Below are 21,848 nucleotides of genomic sequence, written 5' to 3' on the forward strand. Positions count from 1 at the left end.
AGCATATGCCCACCGCCCTTTACCGCCTTATCCTCGCCCTGGTGCTGCTGTTGCCACTGGAGGCCCATGCCGGTGACGCCGAAGACTTCGTCGCCGCCAACCCTACCCAGCAAGCCAAGCTCCTGGAAACCTGGGCCGCGCAGCCGGAGCCTGAGCGCGTCGAACTGATCAATGCCCTGCAACAGGGCCAGTTGACCGTCGACGGCCAACCCAAGACCCTGCGCCTGAACAACCGCTTGCGCGGGCTGATCGAAACCGCCCTCGCCAGCCATCAACTGCTGGCCGTGGATGCCCGCGTACGCCTGGGCGCCGCGCAGCAGCTGCAAAAAACTGCCCGTCCGGCCCAATTGGCTTTCCTCGATCGGCAACTGGCCGGCGAGCAGGACGAAGATGTGCATGCCGCCCTGAGCCTGGCCCTGGCGAACCTGCAACTGGTGGACACCAACCCGAACGTGCGCCTGGCCGCCGTCCGCCTGCTGGGGGAAACCGGCGATCCGCTGGCCCGTACACGCCTGGAAGGTTTGCTTGAGCCCGGCGTCGAAACCGATGCCAACGTGCGCACCGCTGCCGAAACCAGCCTCGCCCAAGTCAAACGCAAACTCCTGGTGGGCGAGCTGCTGGGCCAGGCCTTCAGCGGCATGTCCCTGGGTTCGATCCTGTTGCTCGCCGCCCTCGGCCTGGCCATCACGTTTGGCTTGCTGGGGGTGATCAACATGGCCCACGGCGAAATGCTCATGCTCGGCGCCTATTCCACGTATGTGGTGCAGATGCTGTTCCAGCGCTTCGCCCCGAACGCCATCGAGTTCTACCCGCTGATCGCCCTGCCGGTGGCGTTTTTCATCACCGCCGCCATCGGCATGGCCCTGGAGCGCACGGTGATCCGCCATCTCTATGGGCGCCCACTGGAAACCCTGCTCGCCACCTGGGGCATCAGCCTGATGCTGATCCAACTGGTGCGCCTGGTGTTCGGCGCGCAGAACGTCGAAGTCGCCAACCCGGCCTGGCTCTCAGGCGGGATTCAGGTATTGCCGAACCTGGTGCTCCCATACAACCGCATCGTGATCATTGCCTTCGCACTGTTCGTGGTGGTGCTGACCTGGCTGCTGCTGAACAAGACGCGCCTGGGCCTGAACGTGCGCGCCGTCACCCAGAACCGCAACATGGCCGCCTGCTGCGGTGTGCCCACCGGGCGGGTCGACATGCTCGCCTTCGGCCTCGGCTCGGGCATCGCCGGGTTGGGTGGCGTGGCCCTGAGCCAGATCGGCAACGTCGGCCCGGACCTGGGCCAAAGCTACATCATCGACTCATTCCTGGTGGTGGTGCTCGGTGGTGTCGGCCAGTTGGCCGGTAGCGTGTTCGCCGCGTTCGGCCTGGGCATCGCCAACAAGATCCTCGAACCGCAGATCGGCGCCGTGCTCGGCAAGATCCTGATCCTGGCGTTGATCATTCTGTTCATCCAGAAGCGTCCGCAAGGCCTCTTCGCGCTCAAAGGACGGGTAATCGACTGATGAACCAGCCCCTGATGCTCACGGCCACGCAAAAGGCCGGTCCCAAACTCACCCTCGCCGTCGGCGCGGTAATCCTGGCGGTGCTGCTGAGTCTGCCGCTGCTGTCGCTGTTGGCGGCGGACCATCCACTGCACGTTTCAGCCTATACCTTGACCCTGGTGGGCAAGATCCTCTGCTACGCCATCGTCGCTCTGGCGTTGGACCTGGTCTGGGGCTACGCCGGTTTGTTGTCCCTGGGTCACGGCCTGTTCTTCGCCCTGGGCGGCTATGCCATGGGCATGTACTTGATGCGCCAGGCCGCCGGTGATGGCTTGCCGGCGTTCATGACCTTCCTGTCGTGGACCGAATTGCCCTGGTACTGGTCCGGCACCGACAGTTTTCTCTGGGCCCTGTGCCTGGTGGTGCTGGCGCCGGGGTTGCTGGCGCTGGTGTTCGGCTTCTTCGCCTTCCGTTCGCGGATCAAGGGCGTGTACTTCTCGATCATGACCCAGGCCCTGACCTTCGCCGGGATGCTGCTGTTCTTCCGCAACGAAACCGGGTTCGGTGGCAACAACGGCTTCACCAATTTCCGCTCGATCCTGGGCTTTGGCATCACCGAGCCAGGCACCCGGGCGGTGCTGTTTTTCGCCACGGTGTTGCTGCTGGTGGCGAGCCTGTTCATCGGCTGGCGTCTGGCCCGCAGCAAATTCGGCCGGGTACTGACCGCCCTGCGCGATGCGGAAAACCGACTGATGTTCTGCGGTTACGATCCCCGTGGCTTCAAGCTGTTCGTCTGGGTATTGAGCGCGGTGCTGTGCGGCCTGGCCGGGGCCTTGTACGTGCCGCAGGTGGGCATCATCAACCCCAGCGAAATGTCGCCGACCAACTCCATCGAAGCCGCCGTGTGGGTCGCCCTTGGCGGGCGCGGCACGCTGATCGGACCGCTACTGGGTGCCGGCGTAGTCAATGGCATGAAGAGCTGGTTCACCGTGGCCTTCCCTGAGTACTGGCTGTTCTTCCTCGGTGCGCTGTTCATCGTCGTGACCCTGTACTTGCCCAAGGGCGTGATCGGGTTGCTGAAGAAACGAGGTGAACAATGAGAATCACAGCGAGTGCCGAATTCATGCTCGAACCTGCTTTCTTTCCGCCGGAACCCAACCAGGACGCCGGCAGCAGCCGCGACGCCATCGGCCTCGGCCAGGCGGCAGGCGTTGGCCTGAATACCCGCCACGGCACCATCCTGACCCTGGAAGACATCAGCGTCAGCTTCGACGGCTTCAAGGCCTTGAACGATTTGAACCTGTACATCGGCGTCGGCGAATTGCGCTGCATCATCGGCCCCAACGGCGCGGGCAAGACCACGTTGATGGACGTGATCACCGGCAAGACCCGCCCCAGCCACGGCAAGGCCTGGTTCGGCGAAACCCTGGACCTGACCAGCATGAGCGAAGTGCAGATCGCCCAGGCCGGCATCGGGCGCAAGTTCCAGAAACCCACGGTGTTCGAAGCGTTGAGCGTGTTCGAGAACCTGGAGCTGGCGTTGAAAACCGACAAATCGGTGTGGGCCAGCCTGCGGGCAAGACTCACTGGCGAGCAGCACGACCGTATCGACGAAGTGCTCGAGACCATCCGCCTTGCCACGTCGGTCAACCGCGCCGCGGGGCTGCTGTCCCATGGGCAGAAACAGTTTCTGGAGATCGGCATGCTGCTGGTGCAAGACCCGCAATTGCTGCTGCTCGACGAACCGGTGGCGGGCATGACCGACGCCGAGACAGAGTTCACCGCCGAGCTGTTCAAGTCCCTGGCGGGCAAGCATTCACTGATGGTGGTGGAGCACGACATGGGCTTCGTCGGCGCGATTGCCGACCACGTCACCGTGCTGCACCAGGGCAGCGTGCTGGCCGAAGGGTCGCTGGAACAGGTGCAGGACAATGAGCGGGTGATCGAGGTGTACCTCGGTCGCTAGAGCGACAAATGCTGTTCCCTGTGGGAGCGAGCTTGCTCGCGATGGCGGCGACACATTCAGCACCTAAGCAAGCTGACCCACCGATATCGCGAGCAAGCTCGCTCCCACAGGGAACTTGAGGAGATTCTGGAAGATGCTGCAAGTCGACAAGCTGCACCAGTACTACGGCGGTAGCCACATCCTGCGGGGCCTGTCGTTCGACGTAAAGGTCGGCGAGGTGACGTGCCTGCTGGGTCGCAACGGCGTGGGCAAGACCACCCTGCTCAAATGCCTGATGGGCCTGTTGCCGGCCAAGGAAGGTGCGGTGAATTGGGAAGGCAAGGCCATCACCACGTTCAAGCCGCACCAGCGGGTGCATGCCGGCATCGCCTACGTGCCCCAGGGCCGGGAGATTTTCGGGCGGCTGACGGTGGAAGAAAACCTGCTGATGGGCCTGTCGCGGTTTCCCGGCTCCGAGGCCAAGGAGGTGCCGGCGTTTATCTACGAACTGTTCCCGGTGCTGCTGCAGATGAAGCAGCGTCGTGGCGGTGACCTGTCCGGCGGCCAGCAACAGCAACTCGCCATCGGCCGGGCCCTGGCCAGCCGTCCGCGCCTGCTGATTCTCGACGAGCCCACCGAAGGCATCCAGCCGTCGGTGATCAAGGAGATCGGCGCGGTCATCAAGAAGCTGGCGGCCCGGGGCGACATGGCGATTCTGCTGGTGGAGCAGTTCTACGACTTCGCCGCCGAGCTGGCCGATCAATACCTGGTGATGTCCCGGGGCGAGATCGTGCAGCAAGGGCGTGGAGAAAATATGGAAGCCGAGGGTGTGCGCGGGCTGGTTACGATCTAGTCTGTAGCGTCCTGACGATAATCAGAAATCATGAATCTACCTGTTTGTTCACTGGCAACTTCGGCCCTCTTCACCCCCAGCTGGCATGCCGAGCTGGAACTGGGTTACGCCCGATTCGGCGATTGCACGCGCCCGGTACAGCGCCGCCATAAAGGCCCGCTGCGGGTGCAGAAGCACTTGTATGCCGAAGGCCCCGAGGTGTGCCAGCACATCATCGTCCACCCGCCCGGTGGGATAGCCGGCGGTGACCGCTTGGACATTTCGGCCCACGTCGGCCCGGACGCCTGGGCGCAGTTAACCAGCCCCGGCGCAGCCAAGTGGTATCGCGCCGCCGGCCCGGCGTACCAGCAGTTGACCCTGAGCGTGGCTCCCGGCGCGACCCTGGAATGGCTGCCCCAGGAAACCATCGTCTTCAGCGCGGCCCAGGCCGAACTCAGCACCTGCATAGACCTGCAGGGCGACGGGCGTTTGTTCTACTGGGACATGGTTGCCCTCGGCCGACCGGCCAGCGGCGAGCGGTTCGACCTGGGGTATTTCCAGTCGCGGCTGGACATTCGCCGCGACGGCCAGTTGCTGTGGCATGAGCGCCAGCGCATTGTGGGCGGTGATGGCTTGCTCGACTCGCCCATCGGCCTGGGCGGGGATCCGGTGTTTGCCACGTTATGGGTGACCGGCGAGATCGACAGCGAGCTGTTGGAGCAGTGCCGCTCCCTGGGCCATGCCGTGCGCGGTGACCTGACCCAGTTGCCCGGCCTGGTCGTGGCGCGGTGCCTGGCGAGCGAGGCGTTGCTGGCGCGGGGGTGGTTGATTGCGTTGTGGCGGCTCCTGCGCCCGGCGCTGCTCGGTCGAGAGGCCGTCCCCCCGAGAATCTGGAGCACCTGAATTTGCTTTCCTGTGGGCGCGAGCAAGCTCGCTCCCACAGGGGGATGTGTTTACAGCGAAAACTATTTATCTGCCCTTATGGATTGCACATGGACCTGACCCCACGCGAAAAAGACAAGCTGCTGATCTTCACCGCCGGCCTCGTCGCCGAACGACGGTTGGCTCGCGGCTTGAAACTCAATTACCCGGAGGCCATGGCCTATATTTCCGCGGCCCTGCTCGAAGGCGCCCGTGACGGCCAGACCGTGGCCGAGCTGATGCACTACGGCACCACGCTGCTGAGCCGCGAACAGGTGATGGAAGGCATCCCGGAAATGATCCCCGAGATCCAGGTCGAGGCGACGTTTCCCGACGGCACCAAACTGGTCACCGTCCATCAACCGATCGCCTGAGGCCATGCCATGACCTATCTCGTGCGCGACGCCCAGCCGACCGACCTGCCAGCGATCCGCGACATCTACAACGACGCGGTGCTGAACACCACCGCGATCTGGAACGAACAGGCCGTGGACCTGGGCAATCGCCAGGCCTGGTTCAGCGCCCGGCAATCCCAAGGCTACCCGGTGCTGGTGGTGGTCGACGCCGAGGACAACGTGCTCGGCTACGCTTCATTCGGCGACTGGCGGCCTTTCGACGGTTTCCGGCACACCGTGGAGCATTCGGTGTACGTACGCAGCGATCAGCGCGGCAACGGCCTCGGTCCACGCCTGATGACCACGCTGGTCGAGCGCGCCAGGGCCTGCGCCAAACACGTCATGGTCGCCGCCATTGAAAGCGGCAACACCGCCTCGATTCGCTTGCACGAGCGAGCCGGTTTCATCACCACCGGGCAAATGCCTCAGGTGGGTACCAAGTTCGGTCGCTGGCTGGACCTGACTTTCATGCAGTTGGTCCTCGATCCCGGGGCGCAACCGCCTGCCTTTGACAAGGAGTGATGCCTATGAACCCCGCCCAGTTGCGTCGAGTCCACGCTGAAAGCTTTGCGCATTATCGCCAGGGCCTGATCGATCTGTTGCTCGATGCCGTCGGCTATGGCGCCAGCGTGGGGTTCATGGCCGACCTCGATGCCGTCCAGGCCCGCGCCTACTTCGACGAGGTCCAGGCCAGCCTCAACCAGGGCCACTTGCTGCTGTGGGTAGTGGTCAAGGATGAACAGGTGCAGGCCAGCGTCCAGCTTGCCCTGTGCCAGAAGCCCAACGGTCTCAATCGCGCCGAAGTGCAGAAGCTACTGGTCCGCGGCGAAGCCCGCCGCCGTGGCCTCGGCCAACAATTGATGAGTGCCCTGGAACTCGGCGCCCGCCAGCACAAGCGTGGCCTGCTGTACCTCGACACCGAGGCCGGTTCCGAGGCCGAGGCGTTCTACCGCGCCATGGGCTACACCCGCGTCGGCGAGTTGCCCGACTACTGCCAGAGCCCGGACGGGACCTACACCCCGACCACCATCTACTACAAGATTTTGGGACAACCGCAATGATTCCAGGCCAATACCAGGTCCAGCCCGGCGACATCGAGCTCAACGTCGGCCGCCGCACCCTTACGCTGAAGGTCGCCAACAGTGGTGACCGGCCGATCCAGGTCGGCTCGCACTACCATTTTTTCGAAACCAACGACGCCCTGACCTTCGACCGCGCCGCCAGCCGCGGCATGCGCCTGAACATCCCGGCCGGCACCGCCGTGCGCTTCGAGCCAGGCCAGAGCCGCGAGGTGGAGCTGGTGGAACTGGCCGGGCATCGGCGGGTGTTCGGGTTTGCCGGGCGGGTGATGGGCGACCTGGATTGCCACGCCTTTGTGGCGAGGGAGCTTGCCCCCGCGGGGGCGCGTAGCGGCCGTGTTTTTGGGGTCTGCTGCGCAGCCCAGCGGGAGCAAGCTCCCTCGCCACAGTGGATCGCACATTTCGATTTTGAATTCCAAGGCAAGCACATGAAAATTTCGAGACAAGCCTACGCCGACATGTTCGGCCCCACCGTCGGTGACAAGGTCCGCCTGGCCGACACCGAGTTGTGGATCGAAGTGGAAAAGGACTTCACCACCTACGGCGAAGAAGTGAAATTCGGCGGCGGCAAGGTGATTCGCGACGGCATGGGCCAGAGCCAGCTGCTGGCCGCCGAGGTCGTCGACACCTTGATCACCAACGCGCTGATCATCGACCATTGGGGCATCGTCAAGGCCGATGTCGGCCTCAAGGACGGGCGCATCGCGGCCATCGGCAAGGCCGGTAACCCGGACATCCAGCCCGACGTGACCATCGCCATCGGCGCCAGCACCGAAGTGATCGCCGGCGAAGGCATGATCCTCACCGCCGGCGGTATCGACACCCACATCCACTTCATCTGCCCCCAGCAGATCGAAGAAGCGCTGATGAGCGGCGTGACCACCATGATCGGCGGCGGCACGGGCCCGGCCACCGGGACCAACGCCACCACTTGCACCTCCGGGCCGTGGCACCTGGCGCGCATGCTCCAGGCCGCCGATGCGTTCCCGATGAACATCGGTTTCACCGGCAAGGGCAACGCCAGCCTGCCGGAACCGTTGATCGAACAGGTCAAGGCCGGGGCCATCGGCCTGAAACTCCACGAAGACTGGGGCACCACGCCCGCGGCCATCGACAATTGCCTGAGCGTGGCCGACCAGTACGATGTGCAGGTGGCGATCCACACCGACACCCTCAACGAGTCGGGCTTCGTCGAGACCACCCTCGCCGCGTTCAAGGGCCGCACCATCCACACCTACCACACCGAAGGCGCTGGCGGCGGTCATGCGCCGGACATCATCAAGGCCTGCGGTTTTCCCAACGTATTGCCCAGCTCCACCAACCCGACCCGGCCGTTCACCCGCAACACCATCGACGAACACCTGGACATGCTGATGGTCTGCCATCACCTGGACCCGAGCATCGCCGAAGACGTGGCTTTCGCCGAAAGCCGCATCCGCCGCGAAACCATCGCCGCCGAAGACATCCTCCATGACCTCGGTGCGTTCTCGATGATCAGCTCCGACAGCCAGGCCATGGGCCGCGTCGGCGAAGTCATCACGCGCACCTGGCAGACCGCCGACAAGATGAAGAAGCAACGCGGCGCCCTGCCCGGCGACGGCGAAGGCAACGACAACTTCCGCATCAAGCGCTACATCGCCAAGTACACCATCAACCCGGCGATCACCCACGGCATCAGCCATGAAGTGGGTTCCATCGAAGTGGGCAAATGGGCTGACCTGGTGCTGTGGCGACCGGCATTCTTCGGCGTCAAGCCAACCCTGATCCTCAAAGGCGGGGCCATTGCCGCCAGCCTGATGGGCGACGCCAACGCCTCGATCCCGACGCCGCAACCGGTGCACTACCGACCGATGTTCGCAAGCTTTGGCGGCTCGCGGCACGCCACCAGCCTGACCTTCATCAGCCAGGCCGCCGCCGAGGCGGGGCTACCGGAGCAATTGGGCTTGAAGAAGAGAATCGCCGTGGTCAAGGGCTGTCGCGATGTGCAGAAGACCGACTTGATCCACAACGACTACCTGCCGAGCATCGACGTTGATCCACAGACTTATCAGGTCAAGGCCGATGGGGTGTTGCTGTGGTGTGAACCGGCTGAGGTGCTGCCGATGGCGCAGCGGTATTTTCTGTTTTGAGGTGAATCAAAAAGCATACCTGGCCAAACACTTGACCCTGTGGCGAGGGAGCTTGCTCCCGCTCGGTTGCGCAGCAACCGCCAAAGAGAGGGCTGCTTCGCAGCCCAGCGGGAGCAAGCTCCCTCGCCACAGGGTTGGTGTATGACTCGGCTTTCGTGCCTGACTCAAGTTATGCGCCTGGCCCTAGCCTCGGGCAGGCCTACTCCACCAACCGCCCCAGCCTCTGCTTGAGCATGCGGTTTTCGCTGCGCAGTTGTTGCACTTCCTCCAGCAGATCCAGCGCCAGGGCGACGCCTTCCCATTCCAGCTCCAGTTCGCGGCGCAGCTTGGCTGCACGGCGGGCCAGAACCAGTTCGTAGTCGGTGAAACGCCAATCCGCCGGAGCCGCGCCATGGGGTTCGAGGATGCCGTGGGCGACGATTTCGATGACGTGAACATCCTGCAACGCGGCGGCCTCGCAGAACTCCGTCAGGGTCAGTTCGATGATCGGGTTGTTCATGGTCTGCTTCTCCCAATGCGTTAACTGTCGAGTCTAGCCGTGACTGCCTTTGTGGACACAAACACCTGTGGCGAGGGGATTTATCCCCGCTGGGCTGCGTAGCAGCCCCAAGACTCACCGCCTCGGTGTGTCAGGCTGATTGCGCTCAGCCTTTTTGGGGCTGCTTTGCAGCCCAACGGGGATAAATCCCCTCGCCACGGTTTCTTGCCTGGCCAATCAAATGAATGCCTCAGCAACCAGCAACAATCAGAAATTCTCCCGCGGATCGAACGCGGCTTTCTTCGCCAGTTCTGCCCACAGTGCCTTGACCGCCTCATCGTTGGCCTTGGGCATCACGGCCTTGAGCTGCACGAACAGGTAGCCGCGCTCGCCGGCCTTGTTGCGCAGGCCATGGCCCTTGGCGCGCATGCGCTGGCCGTTCTGGCTGCCGGCCGGGACCTTGAGGTTGATCTTGCCGGTGAGGGTCGGCACCGCCACTTCGGTGCCCAGGGCCAATTCCCACGGAGCCAGGGGCAAGGTGATGATCAGGTCCTGGCCTTCGACGTCGAACTTGGGGTGCGGCGCGAAGCGAATGGTCAGGTACAAATCGCCATTGGCGCCGCCACCGATGCCCGGCGCACCCTGGCCCTTGAGGCGGATGCGTTCGCCGTCCGTCACACCGGCCGGGATCTTCACGTTCAGGCTTTTGCTGGTGTTGCTCACATGCTGGCCAGCCGCGTTGTATTGCGGCACCTGGAAGCTGACTTTCTTCGACTCGCTCGACAGGGTCTCTTCCAGGAAGATCGGTAATTCCATTTCCACGTCTTGCCCTCGACGGCCGGCACTGCGACCCGACTGTCCGCCACCGAAACCCGGTCCGCGATTACCGAAAATAGAACTGAAGAAGTCCGAAAAGTCGCCGGTGTCCTGGCCACCGCCAAAACCGCCACGGCTCTGCCAACCCGGCGGGCCCTGGAACGGCTGGCCGTGCTGGCCGTAGCGGCGCAGGTCGTCGTACTCGGCGCGCTTGTCGGCGCTTTTCAGCGCTTCATAGGCTTCGGAAACGTCCTTGAACTTGGTCTCGGCGTCTTTTTCCTTACTGACATCCGGGTGGTACTTGCGCGCCAATTTGCGATAGGCGGCCTTGATCGTGGCGTCGTCGGCCGTCGGCTCCACACCCAGAATCTTGTAATAGTCTTTGAAGTCCATTGAAGGATCACCATCCGTTATCGATATCGCACCGCCACCCGCAGCATGCTCGTGATACAAGTCCTGGGGTTTGATCGACCTCAAGGTTTGTGACCGGGCGGTGCAGCAGAAGTTTATCGGCAGTCGGTGGCGGTTCTTGTGCCCGCCCTGTGGCTGCCAGGCTCATGCCAGCAAGTTTGGGGGTGTCGGGGCGTCTTTCAAGGCCAACGATTGCGAATTAGCAGATAACCGGCCTTCGAATCCGGGCCGCACTGACATACACTGCGCGGCCGTTTTTTCAACTGGAACCCGAAAGACATGAAAAACGCATCCCCGGCCCGTGCCTGCGGCATCGACTTTGGCACGTCCAACTCCACTGTCGGCTGGCTGCGCCCCGGCATGGAAACGTTGATCGCGCTGGAGGACGACAAGATCACCCTGCCCTCGGTGGTCTTTTTCAATCTCGAGGAACGCCGCCCGGTGTATGGCCGCCTGGCCCTGCACGAATACCTGGAAGGCTACGAAGGCCGGCTGATGCGCTCGCTCAAGAGCCTGCTGGGCTCCAAGCTGATCAAGCACGACACCAGCGTGTTGGGCACGGCGATGCCGTTCAAGGATCTGCTGGGGCTGTTCATCGGCCAGTTGAAGAAACGCGCCGAAGCCACCGCCGGTCGGGAATTCGAAGAAGTGGTGCTGGGCCGCCCGGTGTTTTTCGTCGACGACGATGAAATGGCCGACCAGGAAGCGGAAAACACGTTGGTGGACGTCGCCCGCGCCATCGGTTTCAAGGAGGTTTCGTTCCAGTACGAGCCTATCGCGGCGGCCTTCGACTATGAATCGACCATCGAGAAAGAAGAGCTGGTGCTGATCGTCGACATCGGCGGCGGTACCTCGGACTTCTCCCTGGTGCGCCTGTCCCCCGAGCGCCGTACCCACGACAACCGTCACGCCGACATCCTCGCCACCGGTGGCGTGCACATCGGCGGGACCGATTTCGACAAACAGCTGAGCCTGCAGGGCGTGATGCCGCTGTTCGGCTACGGCAGCCGCATGAAGAGTGGCGCCTACATGCCCACCAGTCACCACATGAACCTGGCGACCTGGCACACCATCAACGCGGTGTACTCGCAAAAATCCACCCTCGCCCTGGGCAGCATGCGCTACGACATCGAAGACACCGGCGGCATCGACCGGCTGTTCAAACTGATCGAACAGCGCGCCGGGCACTGGCTGGCGATGGAAGTGGAAGAAACCAAGATCGAGCTGACCCACGCCAACCAGCGCCACGTGCCGCTGGACCGGATCGAGCCAGGCCTGAGCGTGGACCTGAGCCGGGCCTTGTTCGAGTCAGCCATCGACGGCTTGCTGGAGCGAGTGCGCGGCAGCGTCACGCAGTTGCTGGGCGATGCCAACGTGCGGGTCGATCAAGTGGATACGGTGTTCTTCACCGGCGGTTCCAGCGGCATCCCGGCGCTGCGCAACAGCGTCTCGGCGATGCTGCCCCAGGCGCGGCATGTGGAAGGCAATATCTTCGGCAGTATCGGCAGCGGGTTGGCGATCGAGGCGATGAAGCGCTACGGCACACAGGCCTGATCCAGGACCGAGGCGCCTGAATCGCGAGCAAGCTCGCTCCCACATTCGACCGCATTCTTTCTGAAGAAACCCGGTCAACTGTGGGAGCGAGCTTGCTCGCGATGGCGCCAGACCAGACGCCACATACCCCCGATCAGACCATCCCCACCTGCTTCAACTCACTCTTGAGATACGCATAATAAATCGGCCCCGCCACCACCCCCGGCAGGCCGAACGCGGCTTCGAACACCAGCATTGCCATGAGCAACTCCCAGGACTTGGCGCTGATCTGCCCGCCGACAATGCGGGCGTTGAGGAAGTACTCGAGCTTGTGGATCACGATCAGGTAACCCAGCGCCGCCACCGCCACCCAGATCGACAGCGACAAGCCGACAATGGTGATCAGGGTGTTGGACATCAGGTTGCCGATGACCGGTAGCAGCCCCAGCAGGAAGGTCATCACGATCAGGGTCTTGGTCAGCGGTAGCTTGATGCCGAACAACGGCAGCACCACCGCCAGGAAAATCCCGGTGAAGAAGGTGTTGAGCAGGGAAATCTTGATCTGGGCGAAGACGATGTTGCGAAACGCCTTGACCAGCAGGTTCAGGCGATCGAACAGCGCCGCGGCCAGAGGCTTGCGCTTGGTCAGGTCGGGGATGCGCTGCAGGGCAACGATGGCCCCCAGCACCATGCCGATCAGCAGCGTCACGAACATGTGGGCCGCGTCCTTGCCCACCAGTTGCAGGTCGCTCAGGTGCTTGCTCACCCAGTCACCGATCGCCACCCGGAACTCGGCGGCGCTGGCCGGCAGGTAAGCGTCAATGAACGGCGGTAATTGCCCACGGGCACGGTCGACCACGGTCATGAACTTGTCCAGGGACGCGCCCGGGTTTTCCGCTTCATGCAACAGGAAACTGAAAGCGCCGGCGAAGATCAACGTCAGCACACTGACCACCAGCGTGCCCAGCAACGCCACCGCCAACCAGCGAGCACGGCGGCCTTCGATCAGTCGCTGCAACTGCGGGGTGAGCATGTTGACCAGTTCGAACACCAGCAACCCGGCCAGCAGGCTCGGCAACAGGCGCAGCGGCAGCACCAGCAACAGCCCACCAAAAATGATCACCCAACTGATCACCAACAACACATGACGCTGAGAAAACGTTGGCATACAGCCTCAGGACAAAACGGCGTGAAAGGATCGGCAGTCTGCCAGCCTTCCACTAGCAGCACTAGGGATTGTATCGGCCAACCTTCGTCGCAGTTCAGGGTTTTTTACGGTGGATGTGCCGGCCCCATCGCGAGCAAGCTCGCTCCCACCCTGGACCGGGCAACACAGCCCCACCGTGGGGGCGCGCTTGCTCACGATAGGGCTCATGGGTTCAACGCTTATTTTTTCTTCAGGCACTCACTCATGAACGCCTTGCGGGCATCGCCCTTCAATGCCTGGGTGGTGGCCGTGGCATTGCAGGTTTTCATACGCTCCTGCGGGGTGCTCGGTGCAGCGGTAGCCTTGAGACAGGTGCTCATGAACGCCTTGCGCTCGTCACCCTTGAGCGCCTTGGCGGTGGCATCGGCGTTGCAGGTGGTCATCTTGGTCTGCTGCGCCGTCTCGGCGAAGCCCTGGGAACACAGTAGCAAACCGATCATCAGCAGAGGGACACGCAGCATCTTCATGGTGGTTCTCCTGGCTGCCGCACGAGGGTACGGCGATGAGGTGCAGTGTAGACAACGCCTGTTACACCTTCACCAGGTTGACCCTCAGGGCCTGATCTAGCGCTTGCTCGCGGTGAACGATAACGCGGCCCAACGGGCTACACCCCGGCAGCCTTCAACCGCTCGGCATGCTCGACAAACAACCGGATCGGCTCGGCCCCCTTGCCCACCAACCCCAGCGATTGGTTGACGATATCGAAATGGTCCAGCGGATAGTCATCGCCGATGACCGTGCCCAGGTGCGAGCTGTAGCGTCCGACCATGCCATCGCATTGCCCCGCTTCCCTGACAAAGGTGCGGGCGAATAAACGGCAAGTGCGGTTGGTGCCGTCGAACAGATTGCGCCCTCTATCGGTCTTGCCTGGCTGCAAGGTGCCGGACCACGAGTAGTAACGCACGCCATTGACCTCTTCCGGTCCATTCCCGCCCCAGGTTTGCGGCAAGCCCTGTGGATAACGTTGGTTGAACAGCGCCACCCCGGCGGTGGTCAGGGAAGCATGGGACGCCTGAATATCCACCGGTAGCTTCGGCCCACGATAGCCGGTTTCCAGCAGGCTCATCAGGGCGTTGATCAGGCGCAGCACGGCACTGAGCACGCGCCCCTTGGCACTGTCGGCGGGGTAGTGGGCTTGCAGGTAATCCGCCAGTTCGGAGCCGTGGTTGGTGCCGGCCACCGACGTGACCGACGCCACCAGGTCCGGCCGTTTGGCCGCCGCATAGCGGGCGGTAAGGCTGCCCTGGCTGTGGCCGATCAGGTTGACTTTCTGCGCACCGGTTTGCCGCAGGATCTCCTCGATCCGCGCCAGCAATTGCTCGCCGCGCACCTCGGAAGAATGCAGCGGCGAAACCTTCACCGCCACGACCACTGCCCCGCCGCGACGCAACGCCGAGACGATCCCATACCAGTACGAATACAACACCAGGCGTATGAACCCGAGCATGCCCGGGACCAGTACCAGCGGATAACGAGTGGCGCAGCGTTGCGACATGGCGACATCCTTGTGATCAAGAGGGGTCAGCATCGGTACTGATGATGACCAGTCTATGACACCCAGATGAATCCGTGGCGGGGGAGCTTGCTCCCGTTAGGCTGCGCAGCAGCGCGTTTCAAAAAGTCCGCGCCAGCGCCAGCAAACGCTCCTCGGCCTCGGCGCAGGACAACGCAAAGCTGCGCTCGGCCGACTCCTCGCCTTCTGCCGCCACCACCGTCACATCGGTAATGCCGATAAACCCCAGGACGGTGCGCAACAGCGTGTCGGCGTGGTTCATGCTCTCCAACGGGCCGCCAGGCCCGAAACCGAAATCGCCGCGACTGGTCACGATCAGGGCTTTCTTGCCCAGCAACAGCGGCTCGTAGTGCGACACGCCATTATCCAGGCTGTGGTTGAACGTCAGCCCGATGCGCACGATCTGGTCGATCCAGGCCTTCACGCCGCCGGGCACGCTGAAGTTGTGCATGGGCGCGGAGATCACCAGTCGGTCATGGGCTTGCAACTCCTCGACCAAAGCATCGCTCAGAGCCAGGTCCGCTTGCATGATCAACGGTCGAGCCTGGGGCTCGGGGTAGAACGCCGCGGCGATGAACGCTTCGTTGACCGGTGCAATTACCGTCCGTCCAACTTCTCGACGGGTCAATTGCGATTGTGGATGGGCGGCCTGCCACGCCGAAACAAAAGCCTCGGCCAAGCGCCGGGAATGAGAGCGCTCGCCACGGGGACTGCCATGCACCACAAGAATATTACTCATCTGAATCTCCTTTTATGCGGCTACAATCAACACTGCTTATGCCTTGCAGCTTGAAGCTCGTTGCCGCTGACAGACAAATGAGCGTTAGTTCATCTGGATGAGTTAGTTTCATCCATTGCATTTCAGGAGAATCAGGATGTTCGCCAACCTGCCGCTCAACGCCCTACGCGCCTTCGAGGCTGCCGCGCGGCTGCTCAGTTTCAAGGCGGCTGCGGCGGAGTTGTCGGTGACGCCTACGGCGGTCTCCCATCAGATTCGATCCCTGGAGAACTGGCTGGGGCTGGCGCTGTTCGAACGCCTGCCACGCCAGGTACGCCTCACCGACGGCGGGCAACGTTTGTTCCACAGCCTGCACGGGGCGTTGCTGGAAGTGGCACAAAGCGTCGACACCCTGCGCCCGCAACGCAGCACCAGCCACCTGACACTGTCCACCACCGCAGCGTTTGCCGCCCTGTGGCTGGTGCCTCGCCTGGGGCGTTTTTATGCGCGTCACCCGAACATCAACGTGCGCCTGGACACCCACTGCGAAGTGATCGACCTGCACCAGGACGCCAGCGTCGACCTGGTGGTGCGCTACAGCTTGGACGCCTACCCGAACCTGTACGGCATGTGCCTGTTCGATGAAAGCTTCGGGGTCTATGGCTCGCCTGAACAGGTGGCCCTGGCGGCACGGCAGGTGCCGACGCTGATCAGCGTGCATTGGCACAATTCCAAGCTGTACGCCCACGGTTGGGATGCCTGGTGCGCCCAGGCCGGGGAAACCTGGCTTACCCGGCAGCCGTGCATGCGCGCGTACGACGAGGAGCATTACGCCTTGCAAGCGGCGATCGCCGGGCAGGGCCTGGTGCTGGCGAGCAATATCCTGGCTTCCGAAAGCATCGCCAGTGGCTTGCTGGTGGGTTATCGCCCGGACGTCCAGGTCAATGGCGCCGGCTACAGCGCCCTGTGCGTCCCGGGCCGCGAACGCCATCCCCCGGTGCGGGCGTTCTTCCAGTGGCTAGGGGAGGAAGCACGGCTGTCCGGCTATGCGCTGAAAAACTCGGTAAAACTTTTTCAGGACCGTGTCACTCAGACTTAGAGTGATCGCGCCATCAGAGCGTGACGCTCCCACCGGATCAGCCTCCAGGAGAACGAGATGAGCGACATGCACTTATCCGATGTAACGACCCTGCGCGAACGTGCACGGCAGAACGTGCAGAACGGCGCAGTGACCGAAGGTTACGGCACCGATCGGCAGGAAGTTGTCCGCCTGCTCAACGAAGCGCTGGCCACCGAACTGGTGTGCGTGCTGCGCTACAAGCGCCACTACTTCATGGCCACCGGCCTCAAGGCCAGCGTGGCGGCCAGTGAATTCCTCGAGCACGCGAACCAGGAAGCCGAACACGCCGACAAACTCGCCGAGCGAATCGTGCAGTTGGGCGGCGAGCCGGAGTTCAACCCCGACCTGTTGACCCGCAATTCCCACGCCCAGTACGTGGCGGGCAACACCCTCAAGGAAATGGTGTACGAGGACCTGGTGGCGGAACGGATCGCCATCGACAGCTATCGGGAAATCATCCAGTACATCGGCGAAAAAGACCCGACCACCCGGCGCATCTTCGAAGACATCCTGGCCCAGGAAGAAGAGCATGCCGATGACATGGCCGATATCCTGGCCGACCTCTGATACTGATACTGATACCGCCATCGCGAGCAAGCTCGCTCCCACATGGAATCGCATCTCCCTGTGGGAGCGAGCTTGCTCGCGATGAGGCCCGTCGCCTCACCGCAAGCCTGGCTTATCGGGTGGGCTTGACCGTCACCGGTGCCTTGCCCGCTTTCATCTGCTCCAGCAGCGGCGCGCACTGGTTCGGCTCACCGCCGCTGGGCGCTACCAGCGCGAGCAAGCCGGCGGCCGGTGCAGCGATCACACCCAACGCCACCATCCCGGCGCCGCGCAGCATCAGCGGCACCGCCTTGACCCCGGCGGCGGGCTTGGCGAACGGACCCCGGACGTACAACGGCGAGCGCAGGGAAATCAGGCGCCAGCCCTTGGACTCGGGGGTGATGGTCAGGTCCAGCTGTTCATTCGCCATGTTCGCCGTGCCGTCGATGTAGATGATCGCGTTCTCGGTGTCGAACACGAACAGACGCGTGGTTGCCAGGCCCGTCTTGATGTCGAAGTCCGCCGCTGCGCAGTTGATCTTCACTTCCTTGTCGCCAAAGATTTTCCCCACCACGTAGTTGCCGACGTTCAGCCCCGCCAGCTCCATCAGCTCACGACTGATGGCGCCATCGTTGATAAGCATTTTCAGCGTGCCGTTGGAAGTGCCCAGCAACGCCGCCACCGAATTGCCGCGCCCGGTGATATCGGCATCGCCGTTCAATTCGCCGAAACTGGTTTTCATCGGCTCAAAACCCGGGAACAGCTGCTTGAGTTTGAAGCCGCGCGCCGTCAACTTCGCCCGGCCTTCAAGGGGCTGGGCATGGCCATTGAGGCGGATCTGCGCATCGAGGCGACCACCGGCCACGCCGAAGCGCAGGGGCTCGAGGCTCAACTGCCCATCGTTGAGCACCAGATGGGTATACAGGTCGTTGAACGGCAACTGCTCGCTATGGACAATGCGCTTGCCGGTGAACTCCACATCGGCGTCCATCACGCTCCAGCGCTCAGTGCGAAACTCTTCCACGGGCAAGATCTTGTCGGCTGGCTGCTTGCTGGCGCCGCCACGGGCCTTTTGCTCGGTATTGGAGTCCGCACCGATCAGCGGCGCCAGGTCGCTGAACAGCAATTGGTTGGAGACCAGCGCGCCACTGAGTTTCGGCCGGGGCTGACTGGCGACATAAGCCAGGTCGCCATGAATATCGCTGTCGCCGATCTTGCCGTTGAACGCCTCGTAGCGGAACAGCGCCCCACCCGGCTCATGCAGCTTGGCAATCAAGCGGCCATCGGTGGCGTAAGGCGGCGAATCCGGCAAGGTCACGCCGGTCAGCGGGTAGAGATGAGCCAGGCTGTTGCCGGCCAGTTTCAGGCGCAAGTCCAGGGCCCCGAGATTCATTGGGTCGGTGAGGGTGCCGGCCAGTTCGACGCGGGTCTCGGCGATCTTCGCCTGGGCCTGGAGCGGAAAGGGTCGTGAGGCATCCTGCAATGCCAGCAAACCACCAACCTTGCCGGAGCCGGCCAGGTTCTGCCCGTGATACTGCCCGTTGACCTTGAAGGCGAACGCGTAGTCCTGCGGTGTCGCGCCCTGGTCCTGGGCCTTTTTCGCGGCCTTGTCACCGACGATATCGCTGAACGGGATGGGTTTGCCCAACGGGTCGATCAACAGGTAGAGCCGGGTCTTGAGTGTCTGGTCGTCAAGAGTGACATGGCCTTTGTCGAAGCCGATGGCGCCGATGTCCACCACCCAGCTGGACGGCTCGGCGTCCGGGTCTTTCGGATCGAACTGGAAGGTCCAGTTGGCGCGTCCGTCAGCCAGACGCTGCAGGTTGGCGTTGGGCTCCGTCAGGTCGATGCGCGGAATCGCCACTCTCCGGGCCAGCAAGGCCAGGGGCGAAACGCGTAGCTCGACACGCTTGAGCGTGACCATTTGCGGGGTTTTCGACCAGTCAGGGTTGCCCAGGCTCAAATCCTCGGCCACCACATGGGGCCAGGGCAGCCAGGCACGCCAGCCCCCTTCCTCTGGCTCACGCTGCCAGGCTACCGCCAGATTGCCGTTGATGGCGAAGGGGCGATGCAACTCCTCGGAAACCTTGGCATTGAGCGGGGGCTTGATGCGGTTCCAGTCGAAGAACGCGATGACCAGGACCAGCACCGCCAGCAGGACAACAAGGCTGGCAAAGCTCCAGGCGAGGATTTTCGAGGTGCGCGTCATGCACAAGGCTCCTGATGACAAGTCAGCGTCCGCAACCGCGCCGCCGCTGGGAACACGACCTTGCAGTCGGTTCGTTATGAAGGGTTGGACTGGTAAAGCGGCCCGCAGGTGCCGATGAACGGCACAAAAAAATGCAATATTCCTGACCGATCAGCCAACAAACTGTTACCGCCCCGCACATTTACGAGGCAGTAGTGGGTACAAAATACCCACCTCGGTGCAAAACAACACCTCGGAAACGCCCGTTCTAGAGCCTTCGCCCCGAACAATCAATTCCGTTGATTATTACCATTGTCTTTATGAACTTTTATATCGACTTATCGAGAGTAGCATTGCCCTCGTACCCACTTTATCGCCCTCCCAAGGAGCAACGATCATGAAACGCCAATTACTGATGAGCCTGTCCCTTTCACTGCTGGCCTCCACTGCCTTCGCACTGCCAGCCTCCGAACAAGCTACCCCACAGGTCAAGGACAGCCATTCTGTCTACAGCCAGACTGTTGCCGAAGGTGGCCGTGATCGTCTGGAAGAAAAAGGTCTGGCCGAGGACGGTTATGACCGCACCAAGCAAAGCGATACCGTTGCAGCTGATGGTTCCGACCGCACCCCAGGCCAAACCTTGGCAGCCGACGGTTCCGACCGCACCCCAGGCCAAACCTTGGCAGCCGACGGTTCCGACCGCACCCCAGGCCAGACCCTCGCCGAAGACGGTTCTTCTCGCACTAAAATGGGCGATACCGTGGCCGAAGGCGGTGGTGACCGCGTGATCGAACGCAACGGCACAGTGAGCTGAGCCCATGGTGGCCCAGAAAAAAGCCCGATTCCTGCAATCGGGCTTTTGACTTTTCAAACCCCTCGTTTTCCCCGCCCGCCCCCCTCTCTATCGTTCGACGTCGACAAAGCCGATTTGCTAGAGTGCGTCGCTCCCGTGAATCAGAAGCCAGCCTTGCGATGCTGCCCCGCGCCGAACAGAAACAACAGACCCGAATTGCCCTGATGGACGCAGCCCGCCGTTTGATGGAGTGTGGCCGGGGGTTCGGCAGCCTGAGCCTGCGGGAAGTCGCCCGGACAGCCGGCATCGTCCCCACCGGGTTCTACCGGCACTTCGACGACATGGACCAACTGGGCCTGGTACTGGTCAGCGAAGTCGGCCAGACCTTCCGCGAAACCATCCGCCTGGTACGCCACAACGAATTCGTCATGGGCGGCATTATCGACGCGTCAGTGCGGATCTTTCTCGATGTGGTGCAGGCCAACCGCTCGCAGTTCCTGTTCCTGGCCCGCGAGCAATACGGCGGTTCCCTGCCGGTGCGCCAGGCCATCGCCCAACTGCGCGAAGACATCAGCTCGGACCTGGCAGCCGACCTGGCCTTGATGCCCAAGTTGCAGCACCTGGACCTTGCCGCCCTGGGCGTGATGGCCGACCTCATCGTCAAGAGCGTATTCGCCACCCTGCCGGACATCATCGACCCACCCGCCCAAGCCCTCCCCGAACATCTCACGCCCCAGGCGAAGATTACCCAGCAACTGCGATTCATCTTCATTGGCCTCAAGCATTGGCAAGGGTTGGGCAGTACCGAATAACCCCGATGTACCCACTGTGGGAGCTTGCTCGCGATAGCGGAGTCTCAGCCCCCTGATTGCTCACCTGACACACCGCCTCCCAAAGAACCGCCTGGGAGATGTGGCCATCTCTGTAGGAACTGCCGACCGCTGTGACCTTTCGGGGCTTTTCCCTGCCAACCCCTCGGACATTTCCTTCAACACGCAGGGCTGTTCATGAACTAGGCAGTGCTTTCGAGCGCCGCTAACCTCTGTTCGTCATCGCAAAAAACGGTGACACGGACGTGCAAGTCCGATCTAGGAACGCATTCGTTATGGCTATTCGCCGAGCATTTTTCTATGCTCGCCGACTGTTATGGCGGCTGCGCGTGGGAGACCTTCGGGTCTGCCGGGTTCCTGGACCGGTCTTGCACACCTACGTACAGCTGCCACCCATTTTTCGACGTGCAATCGGAGGGTGTCGGCTCCACTTCCAGGAATTTTCACTATGTTCAAAGCAACTCCGAATCCCCCGCAAAGCGGCCACAAATCCCGCGTCGAAGCACAGGAAGAAAAAAAGCTCGAAGACGCCGCCACCCGCGCCCTCGACTACTACCTCAAGCCCAAGCCCGCCTCACCGCCCGAACCTGACAAAAACCAACTCTTCATCGTGTCCCCCCACATCGACACCGAAACCCTGCTCGCCAACGCCTCCGAAGACCTGCTCTCCATCAGCACCATCGCCGCCGACCTGGCTGACGACGTGGACGATTCACGCCGCTGCGTCGCCCTGGCGATCAGCCGGATGGCCGATGGGGTGCAGTTGTTGGTTGAGCGGGCGTTGGATCATCTGGAAACCAAGGAGATGGCGGCGCCTGGTGCCAAGGGATAGCGCTTTGTTTTGATGCAAGCTGAGCCGACGCCTCCGCGAGCAAGCCCGCTCCCACAGGTTCTTTTTGTGTCAGCC

22 protein-coding genes and 1 pseudogene are annotated in these 21,848 nt (G+C 62.5%); 16 read left to right on the plus strand and 7 right to left on the minus strand.

All coding sequences use genetic code 11. The annotated features are described in order from the left end of the window. Positions 1-5: 5 nt before the first annotated feature. The 10 genes and pseudogenes from urtB (at position 6) to ureC (ending at position 8,788) form a co-directional block, all read left to right on the plus strand. Entirely contained in the window at positions 6-1,508 is a 1,503-nt protein-coding gene (gene urtB / locus TK06_RS17770; protein WP_063323139.1) for an urea ABC transporter permease subunit UrtB, read from the plus strand. Beyond that, positions 1,508-2,587 carry an urea ABC transporter permease subunit UrtC gene (gene urtC, locus TK06_RS17775; protein ID WP_063323140.1) on the plus strand — a complete coding sequence of 360 codons (1,080 nt, stop codon included), beginning with the start codon at positions 1,508-1,510 and terminating at the stop codon, positions 2,585-2,587. Before urtB ends, urtC begins: the two co-directional genes overlap by 1 nt. After that, the gene (urtD, locus tag TK06_RS17780) at positions 2,584-3,453 is read left to right on the plus strand and encodes an urea ABC transporter ATP-binding protein UrtD (RefSeq protein WP_063323141.1); all 870 of its coding nucleotides are present in this window, start codon (positions 2,584-2,586) and stop codon (positions 3,451-3,453) included. The genes urtC and urtD overlap by 4 nt, the downstream gene beginning before the upstream one ends. A gap of 133 nt (positions 3,454-3,586) precedes the next feature. Then, positions 3,587-4,285: an urea ABC transporter ATP-binding subunit UrtE gene (urtE, locus tag TK06_RS17785; RefSeq protein ID WP_063323142.1), complete on the plus strand. Its 699-nt coding sequence runs from the start codon at positions 3,587-3,589 to the stop codon at positions 4,283-4,285. A 30-nt stretch (positions 4,286-4,315) separates the two neighbouring features. Next, positions 4,316-5,167, plus strand: a complete 852-nt coding sequence (locus tag TK06_RS17790) for an urease accessory protein UreD (protein ID WP_063323143.1) — start codon at positions 4,316-4,318, stop codon at positions 5,165-5,167. 89 nt (positions 5,168-5,256) lie between these two features. Beyond that, positions 5,257-5,559 carry an urease subunit gamma gene (gene ureA, locus TK06_RS17795; protein WP_003197350.1) on the plus strand — a complete coding sequence of 101 codons (303 nt, stop codon included), beginning with the start codon at positions 5,257-5,259 and terminating at the stop codon, positions 5,557-5,559. 9 nt (positions 5,560-5,568) lie between these two features. Beyond that, positions 5,569-6,102, plus strand: coding sequence for a GNAT family N-acetyltransferase (locus TK06_RS17800; protein ID WP_063323144.1), 534 nt, complete (start codon positions 5,569-5,571; stop codon positions 6,100-6,102). Between the two features lie 5 nt (positions 6,103-6,107). Beyond that, positions 6,108-6,641 carry a GNAT family N-acetyltransferase gene (locus TK06_RS17805; RefSeq protein WP_063323145.1) on the plus strand — a complete coding sequence of 178 codons (534 nt, stop codon included), beginning with the start codon at positions 6,108-6,110 and terminating at the stop codon, positions 6,639-6,641. Next, a pseudogene (locus TK06_RS33080) lies at positions 6,638-6,940 on the plus strand (urease subunit beta); the annotation flags it as partial. The gene TK06_RS17805 and the pseudogene TK06_RS33080, both read left to right, overlap by 4 nt. Before the next feature lie 147 nt (positions 6,941-7,087). Further along, positions 7,088-8,788: an urease subunit alpha gene (gene ureC / locus TK06_RS17810; RefSeq protein ID WP_063325175.1), complete on the plus strand. Its 1,701-nt coding sequence runs from the start codon at positions 7,088-7,090 to the stop codon at positions 8,786-8,788. A gap of 199 nt (positions 8,789-8,987) precedes the next feature. Here the strand turns inward: ureC and TK06_RS17815 are convergent, their stop codons facing one another. After that, a complete protein-coding gene (locus TK06_RS17815; protein WP_063323146.1) occupies positions 8,988-9,287 on the minus strand; it encodes a chaperone modulator CbpM in 300 nt (99 codons plus the stop codon). Between the two features lie 246 nt (positions 9,288-9,533). Beyond that, a complete protein-coding gene (locus TK06_RS17820) occupies positions 9,534-10,475 on the minus strand; it encodes a DnaJ C-terminal domain-containing protein (protein ID WP_063323147.1) in 942 nt (313 codons plus the stop codon). A 297-nt stretch (positions 10,476-10,772) separates the two neighbouring features. Between TK06_RS17820 and TK06_RS17825 the strand changes: the two genes are divergently transcribed. Further along, complete coding sequence (locus TK06_RS17825; protein ID WP_063323148.1) at positions 10,773-12,047, plus strand: Hsp70 family protein; 1,275 nt, start codon at positions 10,773-10,775, stop codon at positions 12,045-12,047. A gap of 133 nt (positions 12,048-12,180) precedes the next feature. On the opposite strand, the gene TK06_RS17830 is transcribed toward TK06_RS17825, so the two are convergent. From TK06_RS17830 to TK06_RS17845, 4 genes are all read right to left on the minus strand, one after another. Next, on the minus strand, positions 12,181-13,194 hold the full coding sequence (locus TK06_RS17830) for an AI-2E family transporter (protein ID WP_003197331.1): 1,014 nt from the start codon (positions 13,192-13,194) through the stop codon (positions 12,181-12,183). 218 nt (positions 13,195-13,412) lie between these two features. Then, on the minus strand, positions 13,413-13,700 hold the full coding sequence (locus TK06_RS17835) for a PsiF family protein (protein ID WP_063323149.1): 288 nt from the start codon (positions 13,698-13,700) through the stop codon (positions 13,413-13,415). 137 nt (positions 13,701-13,837) lie between these two features. After that, positions 13,838-14,728 carry an esterase/lipase family protein gene (locus TK06_RS17840; RefSeq protein WP_063323150.1) on the minus strand — a complete coding sequence of 297 codons (891 nt, stop codon included), beginning with the start codon at positions 14,726-14,728 and terminating at the stop codon, positions 13,838-13,840. Between the two features lie 118 nt (positions 14,729-14,846). Next, positions 14,847-15,485 (minus strand): FMN-dependent NADH-azoreductase, encoded by a 639-nt coding sequence (locus TK06_RS17845; RefSeq protein WP_063323151.1) that lies wholly within the window; start codon positions 15,483-15,485, stop codon positions 14,847-14,849. Between the two features lie 136 nt (positions 15,486-15,621). Between TK06_RS17845 and TK06_RS17850 the strand changes: the two genes are divergently transcribed. Next, entirely contained in the window at positions 15,622-16,563 is a 942-nt protein-coding gene (locus TK06_RS17850; protein WP_063323152.1) for a LysR substrate-binding domain-containing protein, read from the plus strand. Positions 16,564-16,620: 57 nt separating this feature from the next. Beyond that, positions 16,621-17,151, plus strand: coding sequence for a ferritin-like domain-containing protein (locus TK06_RS17855; protein ID WP_063323153.1), 531 nt, complete (start codon positions 16,621-16,623; stop codon positions 17,149-17,151). 112 nt (positions 17,152-17,263) lie between these two features. Here TK06_RS17855 and TK06_RS17860 read toward each other — a convergent pair whose 3' ends face one another. Continuing rightward, positions 17,264-19,339, minus strand: coding sequence for an AsmA family protein (locus TK06_RS17860; protein ID WP_063323154.1), 2,076 nt, complete (start codon positions 19,337-19,339; stop codon positions 17,264-17,266). A 376-nt stretch (positions 19,340-19,715) separates the two neighbouring features. On the opposite strand from TK06_RS17860, the gene TK06_RS17865 reads away from it, so the two are divergent. The 3 genes from TK06_RS17865 to TK06_RS17875 all read left to right on the plus strand — a co-directional run bounded on the left by TK06_RS17865 (position 19,716) and on the right by TK06_RS17875 (position 21,773). Beyond that, complete coding sequence (locus TK06_RS17865; RefSeq protein ID WP_063323155.1) at positions 19,716-20,132, plus strand: hypothetical protein; 417 nt, start codon at positions 19,716-19,718, stop codon at positions 20,130-20,132. 158 nt (positions 20,133-20,290) lie between these two features. Further along, on the plus strand, positions 20,291-20,923 hold the full coding sequence (locus TK06_RS17870; RefSeq protein ID WP_063323156.1) for a TetR family transcriptional regulator: 633 nt from the start codon (positions 20,291-20,293) through the stop codon (positions 20,921-20,923). A 466-nt stretch (positions 20,924-21,389) separates the two neighbouring features. Continuing rightward, on the plus strand, positions 21,390-21,773 hold the full coding sequence (locus tag TK06_RS17875; protein WP_063323157.1) for a DUF6124 family protein: 384 nt from the start codon (positions 21,390-21,392) through the stop codon (positions 21,771-21,773). Positions 21,774-21,848: the final 75 nt, after the last annotated feature.

The sequence above is a fragment of the Pseudomonas fluorescens genome (genome assembly GCF_001623525.1).
Lineage (GTDB): Bacteria > Pseudomonadota > Gammaproteobacteria > Pseudomonadales > Pseudomonadaceae > Aquipseudomonas > Aquipseudomonas fluorescens_Q.

What these genes read in the sequence shown, in the direction of transcription:
- TK06_RS17870 (WP_063323156.1), top strand. Translation starts at nt 20,291, where the DNA reads ATGCTGCCCCGCGCCGAACAGAAACAACAGACCCGAATTGCCCTGATG.
- TK06_RS17800 (WP_063323144.1), top strand. Translation starts at nt 5,569, where the DNA reads ATGACCTATCTCGTGCGCGACGCCCAGCCGACCGACCTGCCAGCGATC.
- TK06_RS17850 (WP_063323152.1), top strand. Translation starts at nt 15,622, where the DNA reads ATGTTCGCCAACCTGCCGCTCAACGCCCTACGCGCCTTCGAGGCTGCC.
- urtB (WP_063323139.1), top strand. Translation starts at nt 6, where the DNA reads ATGCCCACCGCCCTTTACCGCCTTATCCTCGCCCTGGTGCTGCTGTTG.
- TK06_RS17855 (WP_063323153.1), top strand. Translation starts at nt 16,621, where the DNA reads ATGAGCGACATGCACTTATCCGATGTAACGACCCTGCGCGAACGTGCA.
- urtC (WP_063323140.1), top strand. Translation starts at nt 1,508, where the DNA reads ATGAACCAGCCCCTGATGCTCACGGCCACGCAAAAGGCCGGTCCCAAA.
- TK06_RS17865 (WP_063323155.1), top strand. Translation starts at nt 19,716, where the DNA reads ATGAAACGCCAATTACTGATGAGCCTGTCCCTTTCACTGCTGGCCTCC.
- TK06_RS17790 (WP_063323143.1), top strand. Translation starts at nt 4,316, where the DNA reads ATGAATCTACCTGTTTGTTCACTGGCAACTTCGGCCCTCTTCACCCCC.
- TK06_RS17805 (WP_063323145.1), top strand. Translation starts at nt 6,108, where the DNA reads ATGAACCCCGCCCAGTTGCGTCGAGTCCACGCTGAAAGCTTTGCGCAT.
- TK06_RS17835 (WP_063323149.1), bottom strand. Translation starts at nt 13,700, where the DNA reads ATGAAGATGCTGCGTGTCCCTCTGCTGATGATCGGTTTGCTACTGTGT.
- urtD (WP_063323141.1), top strand. Translation starts at nt 2,584, where the DNA reads ATGAGAATCACAGCGAGTGCCGAATTCATGCTCGAACCTGCTTTCTTT.
- TK06_RS17845 (WP_063323151.1), bottom strand. Translation starts at nt 15,485, where the DNA reads ATGAGTAATATTCTTGTGGTGCATGGCAGTCCCCGTGGCGAGCGCTCT.
- TK06_RS17875 (WP_063323157.1), top strand. Translation starts at nt 21,390, where the DNA reads ATGTTCAAAGCAACTCCGAATCCCCCGCAAAGCGGCCACAAATCCCGC.
- TK06_RS17860 (WP_063323154.1), bottom strand. Translation starts at nt 19,339, where the DNA reads ATGACGCGCACCTCGAAAATCCTCGCCTGGAGCTTTGCCAGCCTTGTT.
- TK06_RS17815 (WP_063323146.1), bottom strand. Translation starts at nt 9,287, where the DNA reads ATGAACAACCCGATCATCGAACTGACCCTGACGGAGTTCTGCGAGGCC.
- TK06_RS17840 (WP_063323150.1), bottom strand. Translation starts at nt 14,728, where the DNA reads ATGTCGCAACGCTGCGCCACTCGTTATCCGCTGGTACTGGTCCCGGGC.
- ureA (WP_003197350.1), top strand. Translation starts at nt 5,257, where the DNA reads ATGGACCTGACCCCACGCGAAAAAGACAAGCTGCTGATCTTCACCGCC.
- ureC (WP_063325175.1), top strand. Translation starts at nt 7,088, where the DNA reads ATGAAAATTTCGAGACAAGCCTACGCCGACATGTTCGGCCCCACCGTC.
- TK06_RS17820 (WP_063323147.1), bottom strand. Translation starts at nt 10,475, where the DNA reads ATGGACTTCAAAGACTATTACAAGATTCTGGGTGTGGAGCCGACGGCC.
- TK06_RS17830 (WP_003197331.1), bottom strand. Translation starts at nt 13,194, where the DNA reads ATGCCAACGTTTTCTCAGCGTCATGTGTTGTTGGTGATCAGTTGGGTG.
- TK06_RS17825 (WP_063323148.1), top strand. Translation starts at nt 10,773, where the DNA reads ATGAAAAACGCATCCCCGGCCCGTGCCTGCGGCATCGACTTTGGCACG.
- urtE (WP_063323142.1), top strand. Translation starts at nt 3,587, where the DNA reads ATGCTGCAAGTCGACAAGCTGCACCAGTACTACGGCGGTAGCCACATC.